We start from the raw sequence: 22,721 nt of genomic DNA, 5'->3' as shown, positions 1-22,721 counted from the left end.
GCCCTGCCGGACCCAAGCTCTGCTACCCTCCCCACAATGGGGGAGGGTGCTATAGAGCCGTGGGTCCTGCACAATTGGGGGCACGCCGGCGTGGGGTTCGTTTCGGGGCTCAAAAGGCGAGGCGCCCTACCGCAAATTGTCCCGCAGAAAAATTCCGATCTCGATGGGATTGGTCACGGCACTGCCGGATGTCCCCAGCGCCAAGGCGCGGGCCGCGGAAATCGCCTCGCGGATTTCCCCGTCGGGGTTTTGATCGAGCACCACGTCGATGGCGCCGCTTTTGAGCCCAGCCCGGGTCGGCTCGGTCAGTTCATGGGCAATGACCCGCAGGCTCCCCGCGCGGCCCGATCGCTCCAGGGCCGAGACCAGCCCGGTATTGCCGGCGCCCAGATTGTAGAGACCGGCGAGGTCCGGGTGGTCCGCCAGGATGGCGCTCACAAGCGCCGCCGTCTCGGTTCGCTCGTCATGGCCCTCGAGCGGGCCGATGAGCGAAATGGCCGGAAATTCCCGCGCCAGCGTGGCCTCGAACCCAGCCAGGCGGTCGGCGTGGTCGCGCAGGTGCAGGGACCCGGCCACCAGCGCCACCTTGCCGCCCTGGGGCAGAAAACGGCCGAGCAGGGAGGCGGCGGTGCGCCCGGCCGCGACATTGTCGATGCCGATGAAATGCCGCCGCGCCGAGCCGGGCAGGTCTGAAACCAGCGTCATGATGACGATGCCGCGCCGGTTGGCGGCATCGACGGCCGCGGTCACGCCGGGGTCTTCGGTGGCCACGATCGCGGCGCAGTCGCACAGGCGCGGATCGAGGTCATTGAGATGGCGGGCAAGGTCGGCCGGATCGAGCGCCCGGACCCGGCGGGTCTTGAGATCGATGCGGTCGGCGAGGGCGGTGCCGGTGCGACCGGCGACCGAGGCGGCCAGCCCGTCCATGAATTCGTTGCTGCCATCGGGGATGAGAAAGACCAGGCTGAGGTCACGGGCCCGGGCCATCAGCGAAGCATTGAGATCGCGCGAAAAGCCCAATTGGGCGATTGCCGCCTCGACCTTTTCGGAGGTCGCGGCACGCACGCCGGGCCTGCCGTTCAGGACCCGGTCGACCGTGGCCAGGGATACGCCGGCGGCGCGCGCCACGTCGTGGACAGTGGCCCGGCGCTTCACATTGTCTTCGCTCAAGCCGCCCCCCTCGCGATCTCTTTGACTTCGGCGCACACTTGTTTCCCGTGACGCAAACGTCAAGTGCGCCGTTGCAGGCAGAGGCCAATAGGGCTAGACCATCCGCCCAAATCGGGCATGAGCCCGCAGCACCAGGGAGCATGTCGTGGCCATTTCCGTATCCAGCTTCGGTGAATTCGAGGGTAACCGGGTCGACCAGTTCCGCCTCGTCAGCGAAACCGGCGTCACCGTCGATATCATCGGCTATGGCGTGGTGGTGCGTGACTGGAAGGTGCCCGTCGCCGGTGGCGAACGCTCGGTGGTGCTGGGCTTCGACACTTTCGATGCCTATCCCGCCCATAGCCCGCATCTGGGGTCTCTGGCCGGGCGCGTGGCCAATCGCATCAAGGGCGCGTCCTTCGATCTCGATGGGGTGACCTACAAGCTCCCCGCCAATGCCGGCGATCTGCAATTGCACGGCGGCGAACAAGGCCTTGGCCGCCAGGTCTGGCAGGGCCAGGTTGACAGCGCCAATAATGCGGTGCGGTTCACCCATTTTTCCCCCGACGGCGCCATGGGCTATCCCGGCAATGTCAATTTCGCCGCGACCTATACGCTCACCGGCAATCGCCTGCGGCTCGAGTTGAGCGCCACGACCGACCAGCCGACGCCCATCAGCCTGGTGCAGCACCAGTATTTCAACCTGGGCACCAGTGACACGGTTCTCGACCACACCATTCAGGTCAATTCCAGCGCCTATACCGAACTGGGCGAGGATCTGGCCCCCACCGGCGCCATCCTGCCTTCGGCCGGCACCATCTATGACCTGCGCCAGCCGCGCACCATGCGGGACGCCAATGGGGCTTCGGTTCAATACGATATCGGCATGGTCCTCGACAGCGGCCGGCGCACCGGCGACGCGATTGCCAGCGTCGTTGCGCCCGATGGCGATCTGACGCTCAAGCTGTGGAGCGACCGGCCGGGGCTGCAGGTCTATAATGGCGTGTGGACCGACATTCCGGTACCCGGCCTCAATGGCAAGACCTATGGGAAGAATTCCGGCTTCTGCCTCGAAGATCAGGCGCTGGCCGACGCGGTTCACAATCCGCATTTCCCCAATGTCATCTATGCGCCGGATCGCCCCTATAGCCACTGGTGTGAGTTCGAGATCGCGTGACGCAAGTGCTAGCAATGCGCTAGCGTTAAGGCATGCAAGAGCGACAGGCCTGCTGACGCGAAATGACGCGGCGAGGCGCCAAATATTCCTCCCTCACGCAGCACCGCGCCAGACGGAGACGGCATCATGGACAAGACCGAACGGCTGTTTTCCATCATGGACGCGCTGCGCCGGCATCGCCGTCCGGTGACCGCCGCGGCACTGGCCGAAGAGCAGGGCGTTTCGGTTCGCACGCTCTATCGGGACATCCAGACCCTGATCGGACTTGGCGCCCCGATCGATGGCGAGGCCGGCATCGGCTATATGCTCAAGCCCGGTTTTTTCCTGCCGCCACTGATGTTTAGCCCGGAGGAGCTGGAAGCCCTGGTGCTGGGCGCGCGCTGGGTCGAGGCCCAGCCGGACGATGGCCTGGGCGCCGCCGCGCGCAATGCCCTGGCCAAGATCGCCACCGCTTCGCCCGAGGACCTGCGCGACCGAATCAGCGACACCGCGCTTTGGCCGGTGGCGATCTGGGGCCAGCGCCGGCCCGTCCCGGTGCTGGGCGATATCCGCCTCGCCATGCGTCAGGAACGCGCCGTCACCATCGACTACGAAGACGAGCAGGGCCGCCCCACAAGCCGCACCATCTGGCCGGTCGGACTGGCGTTTTACGAAGGGAAACAAACCATTGCGGCCTGGTGCCTGTTGCGGCAGGACTTTCGCAACTTCCGCACCGACCGCATCGTCAACCTGGTGCTGACCGAGGATCGCTACGGCAAGCGCCGCGCCGCGCTGGAACGCGAATGGCGCGAGAGCTGGGTGCACGACCGCCGCCATCACGACCACCAGACCATGGCCGACCGGGAAAACTAAGCCATTCTGGCGTATAGGCTTTCCGGTCTCATGTCGTCGTCGAGCCGGAAGCGGTGGTCGGCAGGCGGATGGGCCCGCTGCCCGCATTCCATGCGCGGACAAATCCGGCAACCCACCCCGATGGGCACCACTTGCTGCTCGCTGCCGAGGTCGATGCCGTCCGAATAGATCATGTCGCGGGCGTGATGGATGGCGCAGCCCAGGCCGATCGACAGGTGCCGGCGCGGCGCATTGTAGCGGTAATCGCCCTTGGTGATGGTGCGCGCGATGCAGAAATAGCGCTGTCCGTCCGGCATTTGGCTCAGTTGCACATTGATCCGCTCAGGGGCCATGAAGGCCGCGTAGATGTTCCAGCGCGGGCAGGCGCCGGAATGGCGCGGAATGTGAATACCCGAGAGCGAAAAGCGTTTTGAAATATTGCCGGCAATGTCGGTCCGCACCAGGTGCAGGGGGATGCCCGAGGCGCCCTTGCGCTGCAGCGTGGTCATGCGATGGCAGACCTGCTCGAAGCTGGCGCCGAAGCGTCGGCCGATGCGGTCGATATCATAGCGATGATCGCGGCAGGCCTTGAGAAACGGCGCATAGGGCATCAGCAGGGCGGCGGCGAAGTAGGCCGAAAGCACATTGCGGGCCAACTGCGGCGCATCACCATCCGGCAGGTCGGCCTCGGCGATGATGCCGGCGATATCGGCCTCGGCCGCTTGCAGCGCCAGATGCTGCGCCAGCAGAAAATTTGCGGTTTCGGCCGGCAGGAGATCGGAGACCAGCACCTGCTGGCGGCCCTTGTCGAACTGACGGGCAACCCCGTTGGGCAGGGAGGCCAGCCGCACCTCGATCCCGAAAACATTGAACAGATAGGTCCTCAAACCCGATTCGAAACTGTCGCCGGACGTGTCGATGTCGGCCCGGATGCGTTCAGCCGTCTCCTCCAGGGCCGGAAAGTGATTGGAATTGGCCTGCAGGAAGTCGGAGATCGCGTCGGTTGCCAGGTGAAACGGCTCATTGCCGCTGGCTGCAGCCGCCGGGGCATTGCCGCCGGCGAGCAGGCGATAGCGGTCATAGAGCCTGAGCACAGCGCGCGCCGCCGCCGGATTGGCGTGAGCCAGGTCGCGAATTTCGAGATTGGTGATGTCGCTGTCGACAAACAGGTCATCACCAAACGCCTCCATCAGGTCTCCGACCAGCCGGCCCTCATCGCTGTCGACAAGTTCGCCGGGCTCGATCCCGAAATAACCAGCAATGGAGAACAGCAAGGGCACCGTCACCTTGCGCCGGTTGTGTTCGATCAGGTTGAGGTAGCTGGGCGAAATGCCAAGGGCCTGCGCCAGATCGGCCTGATTGAGGCGCCGCTGACGCCGCAGACGCTTGATGCGCCCGCCGATCTGGCTTTCTGCCGCCTCCACCATTTGCCGCCTCCGATTGACAGAATTTACAAAAAACGCCGGCTCGATTGACCGATGATTTACAGCTTTACAGCGCGTAATGCCGTTATTTCTTGCATGTCTCGCACAATTGTCAAATCTTTACATCAATCAGCGAGGAGATATCGCAAATGGCACCGACAAGTGAACAGCGCGACGAGTACATCACCATCATTGCCCCCACTGCCAATGAGGCCATGGCACAGTTCAAGGCCCGCGGCCTGGACGTTCTGGGCTATGCCATTGCCGGCCGCATCGGACGCCACCAGTTCACCCTGGTGGGTGGCGAGGATACCCAGGAATTGTTTTCCGGCGCCGGCATGATCGCGGCGACCTTTTGCAGGCGCGTTGCGGGCTAAGCCCCTAGGGCAGGGGCGCGGAAGGTTGGGGCTAACGCCGAACGGCCCAAAGTCGCCCTTGCCTTTCAAGCGTAGCTCTCAAGGCCTGCTCGCCTAAACTTGCTCCACTGGAGCAAATTTTCGGCCGTTGGCCGCCGGCTCGCAGTTTCACGTGAATCACCTTTTTGCCGCCGCGCCGCTGCGGACCGGCGAAGCCATGTCCAGATGAGGAGAATTGACATGCTCGACAAACCCAACAAGCCCGAGGCCTTCCCGACGCCCGACTACGCGCCTGATCGCTGGAAGACCGTAGCGCGGACCTATGGGCCTGCCGATGTGCGGCGCCTCGCCGGATCACTGCCGATCCGCCATTCGCTTGCCGAGAATGGCGCGAAAAAACTTTGGCAGTTGCTGCATTCTGAGGATTTCGTGCCGACACTGGGCACATTTACCGGCAATCAGGCGGTGCAGCAGGTCAAGGCCGGGCTCAAGGCCATCTATCTGTCCGGCTGGCAGGTTGCGGCCGATGCCAATTCCTCGGGCAATATGTATCCCGACCAGTCACTTTATCCGGTCGACAGCGTTCCTGCGGTGGTCAAGCGCATCAACAAATCCCTGCAGCGCGCCGACCAGATCCAGACCATGGAACGCGCGGACGGCGTCGCTACAACCGATCTCGACTTCTTCGTGCCGATCATCGCCGATGCGGAGGCCGGGTTCGGGGGCGCGCTCAACGTGTTCGAGCTGATGAAGGCCATGATCGAGGCCGGTGCGGCGGCTGTCCATTTCGAGGATCAACTGGCTTCGGAAAAGAAGTGCGGGCATCTGGGCGGCAAGGTGCTGGTGCCGACAGCCCAGTTCGTGCGGACGCTGAATGCAGCGCGGCTGGCGGCCGACGTCATGGGCGTGCCGACGCTGATCATGGCGCGTACCGACGCCGAGGCAGCCCGGCTGATCACGTCAGACATCGATGAATATGACCGGCCCTTCATCACCGGCGAACGCACCAGCGAGGGCTTTTACCGGCTCAAAGGGGGCATCGATTGCGCCATCGCGCGGGGCCTGGCCTATGCGCCCTATGCCGATCTCATCTGGTGCGAGACCTCGACGCCGGACCTGGCCGAGGCCCGCAAGTTCGCCGAGGCCATCCGCAAGCAGTATCCAGAGCAGATGCTGGCCTATAACTGCTCACCCAGCTTCAATTGGGCCAAGCACATGGACGAAGCCGCCATGGCCCGGTTCCAGCGCGAATTGGGAGCCATGGGCTACAAATATCAGTTCATCACCCTGGCCGGGTTCCACAATCTCAGCCTCTCGACCTTTGAACTGGCCCGCCGCTACAAGGAACAGGGCATGGCTGGCTATTCCAAGTTGCAACAGGCCGAGTTTGCCGCCGAGGAACACGGCTTTTCGGCCGTGCGCCACCAGCGGGAAGTGGGCACCAGCTATTTCGATGCGGTCTCCATGACCGTCACCGAAGGCCAGAGCGCCACGACTGCCATGGCGGAATCCACCGAAACGGCGCAGTTCCACTGACAAGAACCGCGCCGGGGCAGGGGTCCCGGCGCGGATTCACGTGAAACACGGGTCAACAGAGTAATCCACCGGTGACGATGGAGACACCCGGCCCGAATGGCGCCTCAGGCTGCGCCGAAATTGAGCCGATAGCTCAGGGCCTCGGCAATATGCGGCCGACCCACCGCATCGGCACCGGCCAGGTCAGCCAGCGTCCGCGCCACCTTCAGCACACGGTGATAGGCCCGAGCCGACAGGTTGAACCGCTCAGCGGCCTGCAGCAGCAAAGCCTGGCTGTCCCGATCAGGCGCGACCAGCGTCTCGATCAGGCTTGAAGAGGCGGCCGCATTGGTCAGGACTCCGGGATGTCCGGCCCTGGCATAGCGATGGCGTTGACGCTCCCGCGCCGCGGCGACCCGCTCGGCGACCCGCGCCGAGGGTTCAGCGGCGCCGCCCGGCGCAATCATGTCGGCTGCCGAAACAACAGGGACGTCGATGCGGATATCGATGCGATCGAGGAACGGGCCCGACACGCGCGCCTGGTAATCGCCGGCACAGGCTGCGCCGCGCCGGCAGGTGTGACCGGGCGTCCCGGCCAAGCCGCATTTGCACGGGTTCATGGCGGCGACAAGCTGCACCCGACTGGGATAAGATACGCGGGCATTGGCGCGCGCAATGGCCGTCTCCCCCGATTCCAGCGGCTGGCGCAGACTGTCCAGCACGCCGGGAGAAAATTCGGGCAATTCGTCGAGAAACAGCACGCCGTTATGGGCAAGGCTGACTTCGCCGGGTCGCACCTTGAGCCCGCCACCCACCAAAGCGGCCATGGATGCGGAATGATGCGGCGCCCGGAATGGCCGACGATCAGACAGAACCCCGTTGGCCAATTCGCCGGCGATGGACTGGATCATCGACACATCGAGCAGTTCACGGGCGCTGAGCGGCGGCAGAATAGACGGCAGGCGCTGCGCCAGCATGGACTTACCGGCGCCGGGAGGCCCGATCATAAGCAGGTTGTGCCCTCCTGCGGCGGCCACTTCCAGAGCCCGGCGGGCCACGGCCTGTCCGCGTATATCGGCCAGATCGGGCAGATCGACGGCGCCCTGCGGGGCCTGGCCGGGGCGGGGCCGGGCCTGCAATTGATGACCGGTCAGATGATTGACCAGCGCCAGCAGGCTATCGCCGGCCACGATATCGAGGTCGTCGCCGGCCCAGGCCGCTTCGGGACCGGACCGCGCCGGGCAGATGATCCCGAGCCCGCGCGCCGCTGCGGCCATGGCGGCAGGGAGCACGCCGCCGACATGGGCCAGCCGCCCGTCGAGGCCCAATTCGCCCAGGGCCAGATAGCCATCCAGCGCATCCTGGGGAATGGCCCCCAGGGCCGCCATCAGGCCCAGCGCGATCGGCAGGTCATAATGGCTGCCCTCCTTGGGCAAGTCGGCCGGGGCAAGATTGATGGTGATGCGCTTTGGCGGCAGGCCGAGACCGGATGCGGTGAGGGCCGCACGCACCCGTTCGCCGCTTTCGCGCACTGCCTTGTCCGGCAGCCCGACCAGCACGAAGGCCGGCAGGCCTGGGGCAATCTGGACCTGCACGTCGACCGGAACCGCATCTATGCCCTGAAAGGCGACAGTGGAAATCCTGGTCACCATTGCCCGTCCCCCCGTAAAGCCATGGCAGTTAAGCAATAAGCGGCAGATCTGGCAAGAACATTAGAAGAACGAATGATGGCTTGTTAACCATGCCCGCTGCCACACTGGTTACCCTAAAGCTGTGTTAACCGGCCCATGTTGAATCAAAGGCATATCGTCCTGTCCTGCGTATCGAGTGTTGTCCGCCATGGTCCCGACCTTTGCCCGTTCCGCCAGTGCTGTTTTTCGCGGTGCGGTGATGAGCCTTGCCGTGGTGGCGCTGGCGGCCTGCGCCAGCGGCGGCGGGCTCTATGGATCCATCCCCGGGGATAACCGCCCCCATTCCGGCGTCGACCGTGCCCGGTCCATGCCGATCCAGGGGATCGATGTGGCCCGCTACCAGGAGAATGTCGATTTTGCCCGCGCCCGGTCGGCGGGGACCCATTTCGTGTTCATGAAGGCCACCGAGGGCAAGGATTACATCGACCCCAATTTCCGGGTGAACTGGGACCGGGCGCGCGATGCCGGCATGCCGCGCGGGGCCTATCACTTCATGACCTGGTGCTCGACTGCGGCCGAACAGGCGGCCTGGTTCATGCAGAACGTGCCGGCCGACCCGAGCGCATTGCCACCGGTTCTCGATCTCGAGTGGAACAATCACTCGAGTTGCAAGGTCAAGCCGAGCAAGGCCGATGCCCTCGAGAAAATCCAGGTGATGCTGACGGCCATGGAGCGCCACACCGGCAAGCTGCCCATCATCTATACCGACATGAACTTCCACCGCGACATTCTCGAAGGCGTCTATTTGCCGAACACGTTCTGGCTGCGTTCGACCGCGGCCGAGCCGCATGAACGCTACAGCAATCGCCCGTGGACGTTCTGGCAATATACCCAGACCGGCGTCGTCCCCGGTGTGCGCGGCGAAGTGGATCGCAACGTGTTCTATGGCAGCACCAATGACTGGCTGATGTTCCTATCCACCGGATGCGACCCGCGCGCCATCTCGGCCCTGCAGGCCACGGGCCGCTGCCAGTTCGCCAAATAGCCGATACGGACAACGGGCGCCCGCAAATGCGGGTAGCCAGCCTCTGACGACCTGCAGTACTGTGCCGCCCTGCGCCGAACAGGGAGAATCAAGGCATGGGCATCCTCAACGATTTTGGCCTGGACGGGCTGAGCGCCACGCTAATCGGGCTTGGCATCCTGTTCGTCCTCGTGCTGTTCGCCGGGGCGAAGACCGTGCCACAGGGCTATAATTTCACCATCGAACGGTTCGGCAAATATACCCGCACGCTCAAGCCGGGCCTTAACCTGATCATTCCGTTCATCGACACCATCGGCAAGAAGATGAACGTGATGGAGCAGGTGCTCGACGTGCCGCACCAGGAGGTCATCACCCGCGACAATGCGACGGTGACCGCCAATGGCGTGACCTTCTACCAGATTCTGGATGCGGCCTCGGCCGCCTATGAGGTGACCAATCTCGAAAATGCCATCCTCAACCTCACCATGACCAATATCCGCTCGGTCATGGGGTCGATGGATCTCGATGAACTGCTGAGCCATCGCGACGAGATCAACGACCGGGTGCTGCGCGTCGTGGATACGGCCGTTTCGCCCTGGGGCGTCAAGATCACCCGCATCGAGATCAAGGATATCGACCCGCCCAAGGACCTGGTGGATTCCATGGGCCGGCAGATGAAGGCGGAACGCGAGAAGCGCGCCACCATCCTCGAGGCCGAAGGCCGGCGGCAGGCCGCCATTCTCAAGGCCGAAGGCGAAAAGCAGGCCCAGGTTCTGGAAGCCGAAGGCCGGCGCGAAGCCGCCTTCCGCGACGCCGAGGCCCGCGAACGCGCGGCCGAGGCCGAGGCCAAGGCAACGCAATTGGTGTCCGACGCCATTGCCTCGGGCAATGTGCAGGCCATCAACTATTTCGTGGCCAACAACTATATCAAGGCGCTGGAAAAGGTCGCAACCTCGCCCAACCAGAAGCTTCTGATGCTGCCGGTCGAGGCCTCCAGCGTCATCGGCGCCATCGGCGGCATTGCCGAGATCGCGCGCGAAACCTTTGGCGACGAAAAGCCGTCCCAGCCGCGCCCGACAAGCCGACCGCCGAGCAGCGGCCCCAATAGTGGTCCGCTCTGAGGAGGTAGGCCACCATGCAATTGATTGCCTATCTGGCCGAAAACGGCCCCTGGAGCTGGATCATCGCCGGACTGGTGCTTTTGGCGCTGGAACTGGTCGTCCCCGGCGGATTCCTGTTGTGGATGGGTATTGCCGGCATCCTCACCGGATTGATCACCCTGTTCCAGCCCATGGCCTGGGCGCTGCAGTGGTTCATTTTCGGTGTTCTGTCGCTGGTCTCCATCCTCGTATGGGTGCGCCTGGGCCGCAAGCGCCAGGACAGCAGCGACCGGCCGTTTCTCAACCGGCGCGCCGACCGTTTCGTTGGTCAGGAAGCGGTCCTGGACCGGCCGATCGTGGATGGATCGGGGCGCCTGGCCCTTGGCGACACGACCTGGCGCATTACCGGGCCGGACCTGCCTGCCGGCCGCCGCATCCGCATCACCGGCAGCGACGGCGCGGTCCTGACGGTGGTATCGGCCGACTGAAGCGGCCGGAAAGAATTCATTAACCATAAGCTGAAAGGATCGCCCCGCGGGGCGCTCGGTTCCGCAGGGCGTGAGGCTTTGCCTGATGCGCCTCTATTGCGGGGACGCGACCTTGGCCGGACGGCGACGAATTCCAGTGCTGCTGGTCCTGGCCATGGCGCCGGGCAGCGTCCTGGCGCAGCCGGTGGACCCAGTCGATCCCCAATTGCGCGATGATCGCCTGCAGCCCGGCCTCTATCCCGCCGCGCCGATTCCCGAAGCCTTTTCCGTGCCGGTCGAACCGGGCCACCCACCGATGGAAATCGACTGGTCCACCGGCCTGCGCGGAACCCTGACCCGGTCAAGCGCCGGGGAGAGCTTCACCACCGTGCTGACCCCGCAGGCCTCGGCGAGCTATGACGGCCGTTCCACTGACCTCACATTGGACGGCGCGGCCGACATCGCCCATCCCTGGAACGGCAATCCCGTCCTCAGCGGACTGCGCCTCGGCGCATCGGCGGTGACTGCCCTCGACAGCGTGACCACGATCTCGGCCAGCGGCGGGTTCGAGCTCACTCAGGATCTGGTCAATTCGCCTGATCTTGACCCCTCGGTTCTCGAGGCCCCGCAGATCGTCACCGGGTCGCTCGGGGCAGGCCTTACCCGCCAGTTCGGACTGTTCTCGGTGGCAGCATCGGCAGATCTCGGGCGCGTAGCCCATGGCTCCAGTCTCAATGCCGGCACCGGCTGGACTGACAATAGCGAGAACAATTACTGGTCCGCAGGAACCACGCTGCGCCTGGGCCTGCAGGCAACCCCCATTTTCGAGGCCTTCGCGGAAGGCTCGGCCGGGCGCGATATGTTCGATCTGGCCTCGAGTGCCAGCGGCGAGCGCATGGATGCCAATGACTATGCCCTGCGGGCCGGCATCAGCGGGGAATGGAACAGTCTTCTCTCGGCCAGCGCGTCCTATGGCGTTGGCTATCGCGACTTCGACGCATCCGGCATTGCCGACGTCGCCAGCCACCTCTACGACGCCAGTGTCACCTTCCGCCCCGACCGCACGACGGAACTGACCGCACGGCTGGCCACCGGCATAACCCCGCCCGAAGTCGGCACATCGGGCACGGCCAAGGTCGAGTACACAGCCGAGGCCACCGCAGCCTACGTCGTCAACTCCTGGCTGCGCCTGCGCGCCGGGGCGGGCTGGTCAATGGCCGAATTGACCGGGAGCACCGAAACCGAAACGGGCTACAGTCTCTCATCCGGCGCTGACTACGCCGTCAATTCCAAGACCGCTGTCAGCGCCGATTACAGCTTCCGCCATCGCGACAATTCAACGACCGGCCAGGATGACATCCATCGCTTCAGCCTTGGCGTATTGCTGCGGCGCTAGCGCAGCCTAGCCTAGAGTTTCTCGTCAAGATCCAGCTTGCGCAGTTCGTCGAGGAAACCGGGGCGAATGTCATCGCGATCGAGCGCGAACACCACATTGGCCGTGAGAAAGCCCAATTTAGAGCCGCAGTCAAAGACCTTGCCGTCATATTTGACGCCGGTGAAGCGCTGCGTCTTCATCAGGGTCTGCATGGCATCGGTGAGCTGGATTTCCCCACCGGCGCCCCGCGTCTGTTCTGCCAGAAGCGAGAAGATTTCCGGCTGGAGGATGTAGCGGCCCGAAATGAAGAGATTGGACGGTGCGTCCTCGCGCTTGGGCTTTTCGACCATGCCGTTGATGGCAAAGCCCTTGTCGTCGCCATCGCCGCGCACCACCACGCCATAGGACGATACGTCTTCCCAGGCACATTCCTCGACACCGATGATATTGCCTGAGCGCTCCTCATAGGCGTCCATCATCTGCTTGAGCACGCCGGGCTTGGCGCGGAAAATCATGTCGGGCAGGAGCAGGGCAAAGGGCTGCTCGCCGACGATGTCGCGGGCGCACCAGACGGCGTGGCCGAGCCCCATCGGCTCCTGCTGCCGGGTGAAGCTGGTGCGGCCGGCCGAGGGCAGGTCCTTCTGCAGTTCGCTGAGCGCGGCTGTCTTGCCGCGGCTTTCCAGGGTCGCTTCAAGTTCGAACTGACGATCGAAATGATCCTCGATGACGCCCTTGTTGCGGCCGGTGACGAAGACGAAATGCTCGATACCGGCTTCGCGCGCCTCATCCACCGCATATTGAATCAGTGGCCGGTCCACCACCGTCAGCATTTCCTTGGGCATGGCCTTGGTGGCTGGCAGAAAGCGGGTGCCGAGGCCTGCAACGGGGAAAACGGCGGTACGAACTCGCTTGGACACGCGAAAAGTCTCCTGATACTCGATTGGTCGAAAGTCGGTCGTAAAGCTAAATCAATATCTGCCACACTAGGTTTCGCACCCAAAGCGTTTTCACCCAAGGAGCAAAGACATGGCCGTGTTGGTCACTGGCGGTGCCGGATATATCGGCAGTCATATGGTTCTGAACCTGGCCGATAGTGGTGAAGATGTTGTTGTGCTGGACAATCTTGTCACCGGATTCGACTGGGCCATCGATGGCCGCGCCCGCTTCGAAGCGGGCAATGCCGGTGATATCGACCGCGTCACCGGCCTTATCAAGCAATACGGCATCACCGAGATCGTGCATTTCGCCGGCTCGATCGTGGTGCCCGAATCAGTGTCCAATCCGCTCAAATATTATGCGAACAATACCGCCACCTCGCGCAACCTGATCGAGGCCGCCGTCCGTGGCGGGGTCAAGCACTTCATCTTTTCTTCGACGGCGGCGGTCTATGGCATGACCGGCCTCGCGCCCGTCGTCGAGACCACCCCGCTCAACCCCATGTCACCCTATGGCCGGTCGAAACTGATGACCGAATGGATGCTGGCCGATGTGGCTGCAGCCCATGACATCACCTATGGCGTGCTGCGCTATTTCAACGTCGCCGGTGCCGATCCTGGCAAGCGCTCGGGCCAGTCGACCCCCGCAGCGACCCATCTCATCAAGGTGGCGTGCCAGGTGGCGCTGGGGCAGCGCGAAAAGATGGACATTTTCGGCACGGACTACGAGACACCGGACGGCACCGGCGTGCGCGACTATATCCACGTCACCGATCTCATCGCCGCTCATGCGCTGCTGCTTGGCCATTTGCGCAAGGGCGGGGAAAGCACGACGCTCAATTGTGCCTATGGGCAGGGCTATTCGGTGCGCGAAGTCGTCGACACGGTGCGCGAGGTGTCAGGCGTCATGCTGCGGGCCGATGAGGGTCCGCGGCGTGCCGGCGACCCGGCCTCGATTACCGCCACCGGTGAGAAGGTGCGCACGCTTCTCGGCTGGCAGCCGAAGCACGACGATCTCAAGGAAATCGTGGAAACCGCCTATGCCTGGGAACGTCATCTGATGACCCGAAACCGGTAGCCCGGCATGCGCGCGCTCTGGATCGCCCTCACCATGCTCATTGCCCCGGCCGCGTCGGCACAGCCGGCGGGCAGCTTTGACGCTTTCGTTGCGCAATTCAGAGCCGAGGCCCTGGCCGGCGGCGTCAGCGCCGCGGCCTATGATCGGGCCATGAGCGGCCTCACACCCGATCCGCGCGTGCCGAACCTGGTCGAGACCCAGCCCGAATTCACGACGCCGATGTGGGACTATCTGGACGCCCGCGTCACCGCCGGGCGCATCGAGCGGGGCCGGACCGCGCTGAGCCGCAATAGCGACCTGTTTTCTGCCGTGGGCCAGACTTACGGCGTCGACCCCTATGTGCTGGGCGCCATCTGGGGCATGGAGACAGACTATGGCGCTGTCCTGTCCAATGACGGCCTGATCCGGCCCATCGTGCGCTCGCTGGCAACGGTCGCCTGGCAACAGCGCAGCCGCTTCGTCGAGGACAAGGCTGATCTCGTCGCGGCGCTGCGCCTGACGGAAGCCAATGGCGGCGTGTCACCGGTGGGCTCATGGGCCGGCGCCATCGGCCATCTTCAGGTCAATCCATCCAATGTGATCGCCCACGGTACCGACGGCGATGGCGACAATCGCGTCGATCTGCACAATTCGTTGCCCGATGCCCTTGCCACCAGCGCCACCTACCTGCGCCGGCTGGGTTATCAGCCTGGACTCGACTGGGGTTTCGAGGTGGATGTTCCCGTCGGGTTCGACTATCTGCTGGCCGATCGCGAACAGATGCGGCCGATCAGTTTCTTTGCCGAGCGCGGCATTACCCGCGTTGCCGGACGTCCGTTCGGATCGCTCGATATCCCGGTTTTTCTCTATGTTCCGGCCGGCAAGGATGGCCCGAAATTCCTGATGACCGGCAACTACCTTGTCTTCAAGGGCTACAATTTCTCCGACAGCTACGCCATGGCGGTGGCCCATCTCACCGACCGGCTCAAGGGCGGGGGCGCCTTTGTCACCCCCTGGCCACGCAGTACCAGTTTCCCCAATCTGGCGCAGCGCAAGGCCATTCAGGAAAAGCTGGGGCAGCTCGGCTTTTATGCCGGTGCCGTTGACGGCCGCATCGGACCGGTCACCCAGGCCGCCTATGCGCGCTTCCAGGCGCAGATGGGCCAGGTTGCCGATGGTTTCGTCACCCGGCAGGCCTATGAAAGCCTGATGGCGGCGGGCCAGTAAACCCACCTTGAGCGCCGTGGCCAAGGCGCGGGGCAGATGCTAAAATCCAAAAGTCTTTCCCAAGCGATGGCGCCCATGGCCCGAATAGTTGCGCTGGTACTGTTTGTCCTTGTTGCCTGGACCGGCGCAGTGCCGGTTCAGGCCCAGACTGGCCTTGGCGATCGTTTCGAGGTGGCGCAGCAGGAACAACGCCGCCCGCGGACGCTGTTCGATCTCCTGTTCGGGGACGAACAGAAACAGGCGCCACCCCCCGTTCAGCAACAACAGCGCCAGACCCAGCCCCGCCAGGTGGCGCCGGCCCCGGCGGCGCTACCGCCGCCCAAGCCCCTGGTTGAAAAGGCGCCCGGCGCCACGCGGCTGGCCGTGTTCGGCGATTCCCTGGCGGTTGATCTCGCCAAGGCTCTCGAGCGCTTCTATGCCGAGGACCCCAATCTGGTCGTGATCGGCCAGGGCGTTGGCTCATCCGGTTTCGTCCGCGACGATTATTTCGACTGGAACAAGGCCATCACCGAGCAGATCGCTGCTGACAGTTTTGATCTGGCCGTGGTCATTATCGGCATCAATGACCGGCAGGAACTGCGCAGCGACGGCACGAGTCTGGCGCCGCTGACCGATCAGTGGACCGCTGCCTACCGGGCGCGGCTCGGCAATTTTCTGGGCGCGCTGCGCACGGCCCGCAAGCCGGTGATCTGGATCGGCCTGCCGCCCATGTCGCGCAGCGAATATTCGACCGCCATCAGCCAGATCAGCAATCTGCAGAAGCTGGCGGCGTTTTCGGGCGGTGCCGAATTCATCGATATCTATGACCGGTTCCTGGGAGAAGACGGCAAATATTCCGCCTACGGGCCCGATGTCAGCGGCCAGAATGCCCGCATGCGCAAGGACGACGGCATCCATTTCTCGGCCGCCGGGTCAGACAAGCTGGCATTTTACATCAGCCAGTCAATGCGCACCTTCTATCGCGGTGGCGGCCTGTCCGTCGCCATTGCCGACCCCCTGTCGGGCACCGATGCCGCCGCCATGTTGCGGCCGCCCTATCAGGGTCTCGGCCAGACAAGGCTGCTCGAGGTCGCCGGGGCGGTTCTGCCGCTCAGCCGGGCGCCACAACGCGCCACCGATCTGCTCCTGGCGACGGGGGCGGAAACGGCAACCGGCACGACGTTTTCACTTGAGCAACTCATGGAAGCGCCGGTGGGGCGCGTCGATGCCTTTGGTCTCGGAGTCGACCCCGAGCAGGTGGACGACGACCCGGCCGCGGCTCAATAGCTCGCGAAACTTACATCGGGCGGTGTGAGCATTTCGGACCAGGCGGCACCCGAACTGGCGGCGCTGGTGGCGAGAATGGCAAATATCAGCAGGGTCACGGCAACGGCAAGGCGCATGGATCAACCCATCCTGAATTGGACGCTTGATCATCTCTGCGCGCGGCATCGGCCGGGGTCAAATACAGCGTTAAGTTTTGATTAACAATGCAATTTTCGTCAAATTGAGGCGATCAGGCAGCAGCGCCCAGAAGCCCGCTGGTGCGGATGCCGTCGAACACGAACTGCACGGCCAGAGCCGCCAGCAGGATGCCCACCACACGCGATACCACCGATAGCCCGGTCAGACCCAGCAGGCGCTGGATGGGTATGGCGATCAGCAGGGTGAGGAAAGCGAGAAGCAGGGTCGCGACAACAGCCAGCAGGACCAACCAGAATTCGAGGTCGGACTTGGCACTGGTGGTCAAAAGGATCACCGCGCTGATGGCGCCGGGGCCGGCCATCAGCGGCATGGCCAGGGGAAAGATGGAAATATCGGGAGAGTGCTTGGCTTCGTCCTCTTCCTCGTCGGTCGTGCCGGTACCGCCGGAATGGCGGGCAAAGACCATGTCGATGGCGATGAGCAGGAGCAGGACGCCGCCGGCCGTGCGCAACGCCGGGATGGTAATGCCGAACACATCGAGGATGGCATTGCCCAAAAGGCCGAAGAACAAAAGGATCGCCAGCGCCACAAGGGTGCCGCGGATGGCAAAGGCTCGCCGCTGGGCCGGGGTATTGTCCTTGGTCAGGGCCGCAAAGATGAAGGCGATATCGGCCACGCCGACTGTGGCGAACAGCGTGGCAAAAGCAACAAGAAAGGTATTCATGGCGGCCCCCGGCGTGACGCCCCAGCACTAGGACATTTGGGCCATGCCGCCAACCCCGTGGGGCGCGGCGTCACCGGCTAGCCGCGCGTAAAGCGCATCAACAACGGCCTGGATCGACTGCGCCTGAGGGCCAGCCGCAAGCCCGACAAGGGCCAGATCCAGGCTCGGGGAGCGGATGATCTTCGCACTCGCTCCGGGCCAGCCTCCCCCGTGAATGTAGGCCCTGGTACCAGCGAATGTTCGCAGGCCCAGGCCCCAACCATAACCCACGGGCGAACCGTCCCTCAGGGTTGTGTCCGTTGTGACCAAACTTTCCAGACCGAGTTCATTGCTGTTCTGCGACTGCAACCACGTTACAAAAGCACGCGCGGTGGTCCAAATCCCTCCATCCCCTCGGGAGAGAGGCAGGACTGGGCCCAACAAGCCCCATTGTTCGCTCTGCGGGTGACCAGAACGCGCCGAAACGCACATCTCGCCCAATCCCAGTGGGTCAAGAATCGCTTGGCGAACAAATTCGGCAAACAGGAGCCCGGAAATGCGCTCGACCACGCGCGCCAACACGACGTAGCCCGCATTTGAGTAGTTGTGCTCAAGGCCAGGATCAATGAGCCGCGGCATTTGCCTGAGACGCTCAAAAACAAGCTCATCTGTCCAACGCGTTGCCGAACACATGGCTTCCAAAACCCCGGCGGCAGGCAGCCCGCCGGTGTGATGCAGGAGGTGTCCAATGGTAATGGCGCCAAGCCAGGCGCGGTCTTCGGTCAGGATGTCGGATGCGCGTGCACCGGCCGCGAGACGACCATCGCGCACCAGACAAGCGACGGCTGCCCCCGTGATCTGCTTGGCAAGGCTGGCGGCATAGAAGGGGTCAGAAGGTTCGACGGCCCGGCCCGAAGGCCAGAAGCCGTGCACATGTGAATAGAATTCGCCACCGAAATGGACAGCAATTGACGATGGGATCCCCTGCTCGATTGCCGACGCAACACTGCCCTCGACGATATTCCCGAGCGGCGGCATCGCACGCTATGCCCGACGTTTTTCGATGGCGTTCCAGATCAGGGCGGCGATGTCGGGGCCGCCGAAGCGTTTGATTTCGCGGATGCCGGTGGGCGAGGTGACGTTGATTTCGGTCAGATAGCCGCCGATGACATCGATGCCGACAAAGATCATGTCCCGCTCCTTGAGCGCGGGGGCGATCGTCGCGCAGATTTCCAGTTCGCGCTCGGTCAGCGGGGAAAGCTCGGGGCGCCCACCCACATGCATGTTGGAGCGCGCCTCGCCGTCGGCGGGGATGCGGTTGAGGCCCATGACCGGCTCGCCATCCACGATGATGATGCGCTTGTCGCCCTTGCGCACGTCCGGCAGGTAGCGCTGGATCATGAACGGCTCGCGATAATTGGCCTCGAACAGTTCGAGCAGGCTGGCCAGGTTATGGTCGCCTTCCTGGATGAAGAACACGCCGGCCCCGCCATTGCCGTAGAGCGGCTTGACGATGATATTGCCGTGCTCCTTGCGGAAAGCATGGATCTCGGCCCGGTCGCGCGTGACCAGGGTCGGCGGCATCAGCTCCGGAAATTCGGTGACGAGGATCTTTTCGGGCGCATTGCGCACGGCGGCGGGCGGATTGACCACCAGGGTCCTGGGATGGATGCGCTCGAGCAGGTGCGTCAGCGTGATGTAATTCATGTCGAAGGGCGGGTCCTGGCGCATCAGCACCACATCCTGGCTCGCCAGATCCACGCGCGCGGCCTCGCCAAGGGAAAAATGGCGGCCCTTTTCCGCGTCGGTCACCGTGATCGGTTGGACCAGCGCGCTGACGCTGTTATCGCGCATGGAGAGCGTATCGGGCGTGTAGTGGACCAGTTCATGCCCGCGGGCCTGGGCCTCCAGCATCATGGCGAAGGTCGAATCGCCCGTGGGATTGATGGTGGCGACATGGTCCATCTGGACTGCGACTTTGAGGGTCATTGAACTGCTCAGGCTGCGGAAAAGGCATTGATGAGATGGCGTGGCCAGCGGCCGGGCGCAAGGAAAATCACATCGAACCGCATATCGCGATTGGAAAGGGAGGGGTTGCGGGCCAGCCAATATTGCGCGGCGCGGGTGATCCGAGACCGGTTGACCCCGGCCATGGCGGCGGCTTCCTCGGTGCCGCGCATACGCGCTTTTACCTCGACAAAGACAATGGCACCGGCCTTTTCGACGACAAGATCGATTTCCCCGACCGGCGTTTTGAAGCGCCGGTCGCGGATGCGGTAGAACTTGGCCAGGAGATAGATTTCCGCCAGGCGTTCGGCGCGATGGCCCCTGCGTTCGGCCGCGCGGCGGGCGCTATCGGGCGTCTTTGAGCGCGAGCGCTGCATCATAGACATCCTTGCGCCTGAGGCCGTAGCGGGCGGCAATTTCATCGACGGCGGCGCGGACGGGCTGGTCCTTCATGGCCTCGGATAATTCCGCCTGCCAATCGGCGGCATCCGGCGTGGATGCCTGGGTGGCGCCAGAAACCACGATGACCGCCTCGCCCTTGGTCTCGCCCTGGGCGAACTGGCTGGCCAGCTCCGACAACAGGCCGCGATGCGTCCGCTCGAACCGCTTGGTCAACTCCAGGGCCACGGCGGCCGGGCGATCCCCGAAGGTTTCGGCCATGGCCTGAAGCGTATCGGCCAGGCGGCGGGGGGATTCGTAGAACACCAGTGTTTCACGTGAATCCATGTGCTTTTTCAAGGCATTGACCCTGGCGCCGGCCTTGGGCGGCAGGAAGCCGTGAAAGGCGAACGCATCGGTGGGCAGGCCCGCGACCACCAGCGCGGACAGAAGCGCCGAGGCGCCCGGGATGGGAAAGACCGGCAGATCCTGTTCTGCCAGGACCCGGATCAGGGGAAAGCCCGGATCGGACAAGAGCGGCGTTCCGGCATCGGAAATCAGGGCAATCGCGGCGCCGGCGGCGATGCGAGCGGCAATGTCGTCGGCGCGCTCGCGCTCGTTATGATCATGAAAAGCCTGACGTTTTGCCTTGATGCCATAGTGATCGAGCAGTTTGGCGGACGTGCGGGTGTCCTCACAGAGGACCAGTTCGGCGGCCGCCAGAACTTCCAGCGCGCGCAAGGTGATATCGCGCAAATTGCCGATCGGGGTGGCCACGACATAGAGGCCGGCCGGCAGCGGCGGGGCGGCAAAGGGCGTGCCGGCAATGAAATAGTCGCGCTGCTGTTCGCTCATGCCGGCCCTTTTCAGTCTCAATGCTTGCTTAACGAAATGGGGGGATTTTGTTAACACACAGTGAGCGTTTGGGACCGCATACCGTGACACTGGTGAAGAAAATGGCACCCCTGCCGCGCCGTTCGGTGCTTTTGGGGCTGGCCGGGCTGATGGCCGGGTGTGCGCCGGGTCTGCAACTGGGTTCGCGGACCTGGCCTTGGGACGCGCCTGCGGGAAGTGATGCTACCGGTCCTGCCCCCATGCCGCTGCCGACGACACCGGCCGAGCGGTTCGGGCGGGGGCCGGTCAATGTGGCGCTGATCCTGCCGTTGAGCGGCGAGCCTGCCGTCATGCAGCTGGGGACCGCGCTGGCCAATGCCAGCCGCCTTGCCGTGGCCTTCATCGAAGCCAATCCCAATATTGGCGAGAACATCACCATATCGCTGCGCGATACCGGCACGACGGCGGCCGGGGCGACGAGTGCGGCGCAGGCTTCCGTGGCCGAGGGCGCCAAGCTGATCCTGGGGCCGCTGATGGCCGAGCAGGTGAGCGCGGCCGGCGCGGTGGCGCGGGCAGCCAATGTGCCGCTCATCGGCTTTGCCAATAATGGCAATGCGGCCGGGCCTGGCGTCTATGTCCTCAATGTCCTGCCCGAAGCGGAGATGAAGCGGGCCCTGACCTATATCCGCGAACAGGGTTTTCGCGCGCCCGCTGGCGTGTTTCCGGCCACGCCCTATGGCGAGGCCCTGGCCACCGCCTTCCGGCAACAGGCCGTGGCCATCGGGTTTTCCCCCAGCGCCGTCTATACCTTCAGCGATGTGAGCGAAGCGGGTCAGATCGTGGCGCAGGCCAAGCCGATGATCGACATGGGCACGATCGATGCGCTGTTCATGCCCGACCGCGCCAGCGCCCCGGTCTTTGCCGGCGCCCTGCAGCAGGCCGGCGCGATCAGCGAACTCATGCAGGTGGTGGGCTCGGCCGACTGGAGCAATGACGCGAGCCTGGCGAGCCAGCCGGGTCTTGCCGGTGCCATCTATCCGGCGGTGGATGCCAGCGGGCTCGAGGCCATAAGAGCCGATTACCAGGCCCGGTTCGGCAGCCCGCCGCCGCAGATGGCCACCATGGCCTATACGGCGACGATCCTTGCCAATGTGAACACATTGTCGCTGGCACCGGTGCCCTATGATGCCAGCCTTCTGACCAATCCCTCCGGCTTCAACGGGCGGGACGGGCTGTTCCGCTTCCTCAGCAATGGCCGCAGCGAATATGGCCTCACGATCCGCAAGATCGGCGCGGGCGGCGCCGTCAGTACCGTCGAGGGCGTAAAGCTTTAGTTTTCCCAACGTTGAGCTGACCTTGCTACCGGCGGATGAGAGGCTCAGAATCGCAGTTGCCGGGAGGATTGCACCCCTCACTCCATCCCTCTCCCGTGATGGGCGAGAGGGCGATGGAGCCAGAGGGCCGGTGGCCAAGTCCAGCGGTGGTCTGGCCAGACTTACTCCTCCTCCAACAGGCGGGTAATCATGTGGCGAATATGGTCCTGTGCACCGTAGAAGACGGCGATGACGGTCATCGTTTGATGTTCGGGATCGGAAACGAACCATACGGCTGCATTGGCCCGCCGAACAAACCGCAAGTTGGGGTGGAGTTCGATGCGCAGGGTGCCGATGGCTGGTGTTTGCACGAGACGGCCGATTTCACTGCGCAGGACGCGAAGTCTTTCAGCGGCGCGCTCTACTGCAACTGGCGGAGGGTCCCCCAAATGGCAATAGGCCTCGAACAAATGGTCGAAGATGAGCTCAAAGTCGCGGAGGGCGGCCTCGGAATAATCAAGTCTCCACATCGAGTGCGCGCCGCTTGCGCTCGATCATGGCCTGCACTCGCGCATCCATTTCTTCGCTGGAAACAAATGGTCCGCTCATACGCCGGCTCAGCAGTTCGCGCAGGGCTTCGATCTCGGCGCTCTCCGCTTCGGTCTTGAGGCGCAACATTTCAAGACCCTGCTGCAGGACCGCGCTGGCGCTGGCGTAGCGCCCACTTTGCACCTGTGCACGCACAAATGCGTCCTGCTGATCTGTCAAAGAGATTGACGACTTCACGCTCATGACAGTGGCTCCCTAGAGTATA

At 63.9% G+C, this 22,721-nt stretch carries 24 protein-coding genes; 12 read left to right on the top strand and 12 right to left on the bottom strand.

Annotated elements, in window-relative coordinates; all coding sequences use genetic code 11:
* Positions 1-126: 126 nt before the first annotated feature.
* Positions 127-1,170, bottom strand: a complete 1,044-nt coding sequence (locus tag KIT02_RS12930; protein ID WP_297578308.1) for a LacI family DNA-binding transcriptional regulator — start codon at positions 1,168-1,170, stop codon at positions 127-129.
* Positions 1,171-1,315: 145 nt separating this feature from the next.
* On the opposite strand from KIT02_RS12930, the gene KIT02_RS12925 reads away from it, so the two are divergent.
* Both KIT02_RS12925 and KIT02_RS12920 read left to right on the top strand, forming a co-directional pair.
* The gene (locus KIT02_RS12925) at positions 1,316-2,326 is read left to right on the top strand and encodes an aldose epimerase family protein (protein WP_297578306.1); all 1,011 of its coding nucleotides are present in this window, start codon (positions 1,316-1,318) and stop codon (positions 2,324-2,326) included.
* Between the two features lie 126 nt (positions 2,327-2,452).
* A complete protein-coding gene (locus KIT02_RS12920; RefSeq protein WP_297578304.1) occupies positions 2,453-3,178 on the top strand; it encodes a YafY family protein in 726 nt (241 codons plus the stop codon).
* Here the strand turns inward: KIT02_RS12920 and KIT02_RS12915 are convergent.
* On the bottom strand, positions 3,175-4,584 hold the full coding sequence (locus tag KIT02_RS12915) for an XRE family transcriptional regulator (RefSeq protein WP_297578302.1): 1,410 nt from the start codon (positions 4,582-4,584) through the stop codon (positions 3,175-3,177). The genes KIT02_RS12920 and KIT02_RS12915 overlap by 4 nt on opposite strands.
* A gap of 146 nt (positions 4,585-4,730) precedes the next feature.
* Between KIT02_RS12915 and KIT02_RS12910 the strand changes: the two genes are divergently transcribed.
* The gene (locus KIT02_RS12910) at positions 4,731-4,958 is read left to right on the top strand and encodes a hypothetical protein (protein WP_297578300.1); all 228 of its coding nucleotides are present in this window, start codon (positions 4,731-4,733) and stop codon (positions 4,956-4,958) included.
* Positions 4,959-5,177: 219 nt separating this feature from the next.
* On the top strand, positions 5,178-6,473 hold the full coding sequence (gene aceA / locus KIT02_RS12905; RefSeq protein WP_297578298.1) for an isocitrate lyase: 1,296 nt from the start codon (positions 5,178-5,180) through the stop codon (positions 6,471-6,473).
* A 104-nt stretch (positions 6,474-6,577) separates the two neighbouring features.
* Here the strand turns inward: aceA and KIT02_RS12900 are convergent, their stop codons facing one another.
* A complete protein-coding gene (locus KIT02_RS12900) occupies positions 6,578-8,104 on the bottom strand; it encodes a YifB family Mg chelatase-like AAA ATPase (RefSeq protein WP_297578296.1) in 1,527 nt (508 codons plus the stop codon).
* Positions 8,105-8,291: 187 nt separating this feature from the next.
* Between KIT02_RS12900 and KIT02_RS12895 the strand changes: the two genes are divergently transcribed.
* The 4 genes from KIT02_RS12895 to KIT02_RS12880 all read left to right on the top strand — a co-directional run bounded on the left by KIT02_RS12895 (position 8,292) and on the right by KIT02_RS12880 (position 12,070).
* Positions 8,292-9,128 (top strand): GH25 family lysozyme, encoded by an 837-nt coding sequence (locus KIT02_RS12895; protein WP_297578294.1) that lies wholly within the window; start codon positions 8,292-8,294, stop codon positions 9,126-9,128.
* Between the two features lie 95 nt (positions 9,129-9,223).
* Positions 9,224-10,228, top strand: coding sequence for an SPFH domain-containing protein (locus tag KIT02_RS12890; RefSeq protein ID WP_297578293.1), 1,005 nt, complete (start codon positions 9,224-9,226; stop codon positions 10,226-10,228).
* A 14-nt stretch (positions 10,229-10,242) separates the two neighbouring features.
* Entirely contained in the window at positions 10,243-10,695 is a 453-nt protein-coding gene (locus tag KIT02_RS12885) for an NfeD family protein (protein WP_297578291.1), read from the top strand.
* An 85-nt stretch (positions 10,696-10,780) separates the two neighbouring features.
* Positions 10,781-12,070 carry an outer membrane beta-barrel protein gene (locus KIT02_RS12880; RefSeq protein WP_297578289.1) on the top strand — a complete coding sequence of 430 codons (1,290 nt, stop codon included), beginning with the start codon at positions 10,781-10,783 and terminating at the stop codon, positions 12,068-12,070.
* An 11-nt stretch (positions 12,071-12,081) separates the two neighbouring features.
* Here the strand turns inward: KIT02_RS12880 and galU are convergent, their stop codons facing one another.
* Positions 12,082-12,966, bottom strand: coding sequence for a UTP--glucose-1-phosphate uridylyltransferase GalU (galU, locus tag KIT02_RS12875; protein ID WP_297578287.1), 885 nt, complete (start codon positions 12,964-12,966; stop codon positions 12,082-12,084).
* A 109-nt stretch (positions 12,967-13,075) separates the two neighbouring features.
* Between galU and galE the strand changes: the two genes are divergently transcribed.
* The 3 genes from galE to KIT02_RS12860 all read left to right on the top strand — a co-directional run bounded on the left by galE (position 13,076) and on the right by KIT02_RS12860 (position 16,534).
* On the top strand, positions 13,076-14,062 hold the full coding sequence (galE, locus tag KIT02_RS12870; protein WP_297578285.1) for a UDP-glucose 4-epimerase GalE: 987 nt from the start codon (positions 13,076-13,078) through the stop codon (positions 14,060-14,062).
* Between the two features lie 6 nt (positions 14,063-14,068).
* Positions 14,069-15,268: a lytic murein transglycosylase gene (locus KIT02_RS12865; RefSeq protein WP_297578283.1), complete on the top strand. Its 1,200-nt coding sequence runs from the start codon at positions 14,069-14,071 to the stop codon at positions 15,266-15,268.
* A gap of 75 nt (positions 15,269-15,343) precedes the next feature.
* Complete coding sequence (locus KIT02_RS12860) at positions 15,344-16,534, top strand: DUF459 domain-containing protein (protein WP_297578282.1); 1,191 nt, start codon at positions 15,344-15,346, stop codon at positions 16,532-16,534.
* On the opposite strand, the gene KIT02_RS12855 is transcribed toward KIT02_RS12860, so the two are convergent.
* The 6 genes from KIT02_RS12855 to rsmI all read right to left on the bottom strand — a co-directional run bounded on the left by KIT02_RS12855 (position 16,528) and on the right by rsmI (position 20,615).
* Positions 16,528-16,650, bottom strand: coding sequence for a hypothetical protein (locus tag KIT02_RS12855; RefSeq protein ID WP_297578279.1), 123 nt, complete (start codon positions 16,648-16,650; stop codon positions 16,528-16,530). The two genes, KIT02_RS12860 and KIT02_RS12855, sit on opposite strands and share 7 nt — an antisense overlap.
* A gap of 113 nt (positions 16,651-16,763) precedes the next feature.
* Positions 16,764-17,396, bottom strand: a complete 633-nt coding sequence (locus KIT02_RS12850) for a MarC family protein (protein WP_297578277.1) — start codon at positions 17,394-17,396, stop codon at positions 16,764-16,766.
* A 27-nt stretch (positions 17,397-17,423) separates the two neighbouring features.
* Complete coding sequence (locus KIT02_RS12845; RefSeq protein WP_297578275.1) at positions 17,424-18,413, bottom strand: serine hydrolase domain-containing protein; 990 nt, start codon at positions 18,411-18,413, stop codon at positions 17,424-17,426.
* Positions 18,414-18,419: 6 nt separating this feature from the next.
* Positions 18,420-19,364, bottom strand: a complete 945-nt coding sequence (gshB, locus tag KIT02_RS12840; protein ID WP_297578273.1) for a glutathione synthase — start codon at positions 19,362-19,364, stop codon at positions 18,420-18,422.
* An 8-nt stretch (positions 19,365-19,372) separates the two neighbouring features.
* A complete protein-coding gene (locus KIT02_RS12835) occupies positions 19,373-19,759 on the bottom strand; it encodes a YraN family protein (protein WP_297578271.1) in 387 nt (128 codons plus the stop codon).
* Positions 19,728-20,615: a 16S rRNA (cytidine(1402)-2'-O)-methyltransferase gene (rsmI, locus tag KIT02_RS12830; protein ID WP_297578269.1), complete on the bottom strand. Its 888-nt coding sequence runs from the start codon at positions 20,613-20,615 to the stop codon at positions 19,728-19,730. The genes KIT02_RS12835 and rsmI overlap by 32 nt, the downstream gene beginning before the upstream one ends.
* A 101-nt stretch (positions 20,616-20,716) precedes the next feature.
* Here rsmI and KIT02_RS12825 point away from each other — a divergent pair, with 101 nt between their 5' ends.
* Positions 20,717-21,928, top strand: a complete 1,212-nt coding sequence (locus tag KIT02_RS12825; RefSeq protein ID WP_297578268.1) for a penicillin-binding protein activator — start codon at positions 20,717-20,719, stop codon at positions 21,926-21,928.
* A 161-nt stretch (positions 21,929-22,089) separates the two neighbouring features.
* On the opposite strand, the gene KIT02_RS12820 is transcribed toward KIT02_RS12825, so the two are convergent.
* Together KIT02_RS12820 and KIT02_RS12815 are read right to left on the bottom strand one after the other, a co-directional pair.
* Entirely contained in the window at positions 22,090-22,437 is a 348-nt protein-coding gene (locus tag KIT02_RS12820) for a type II toxin-antitoxin system RelE/ParE family toxin (protein WP_297578266.1), read from the bottom strand.
* The gene (locus tag KIT02_RS12815) at positions 22,424-22,699 is read right to left on the bottom strand and encodes a type II toxin-antitoxin system ParD family antitoxin (RefSeq protein ID WP_297578264.1); all 276 of its coding nucleotides are present in this window, start codon (positions 22,697-22,699) and stop codon (positions 22,424-22,426) included. The genes KIT02_RS12820 and KIT02_RS12815 overlap by 14 nt, the downstream gene beginning before the upstream one ends.
* Positions 22,700-22,721: the final 22 nt, after the last annotated feature.

It is taken from the genome of Devosia sp. (assembly GCF_025809055.1).
GTDB lineage: Bacteria > Pseudomonadota > Alphaproteobacteria > Rhizobiales > Devosiaceae > Devosia.
The sequence above is the reverse complement of the archived record's forward strand: the minus strand, read 5'-3'. Positions and strand labels throughout refer to the sequence as shown.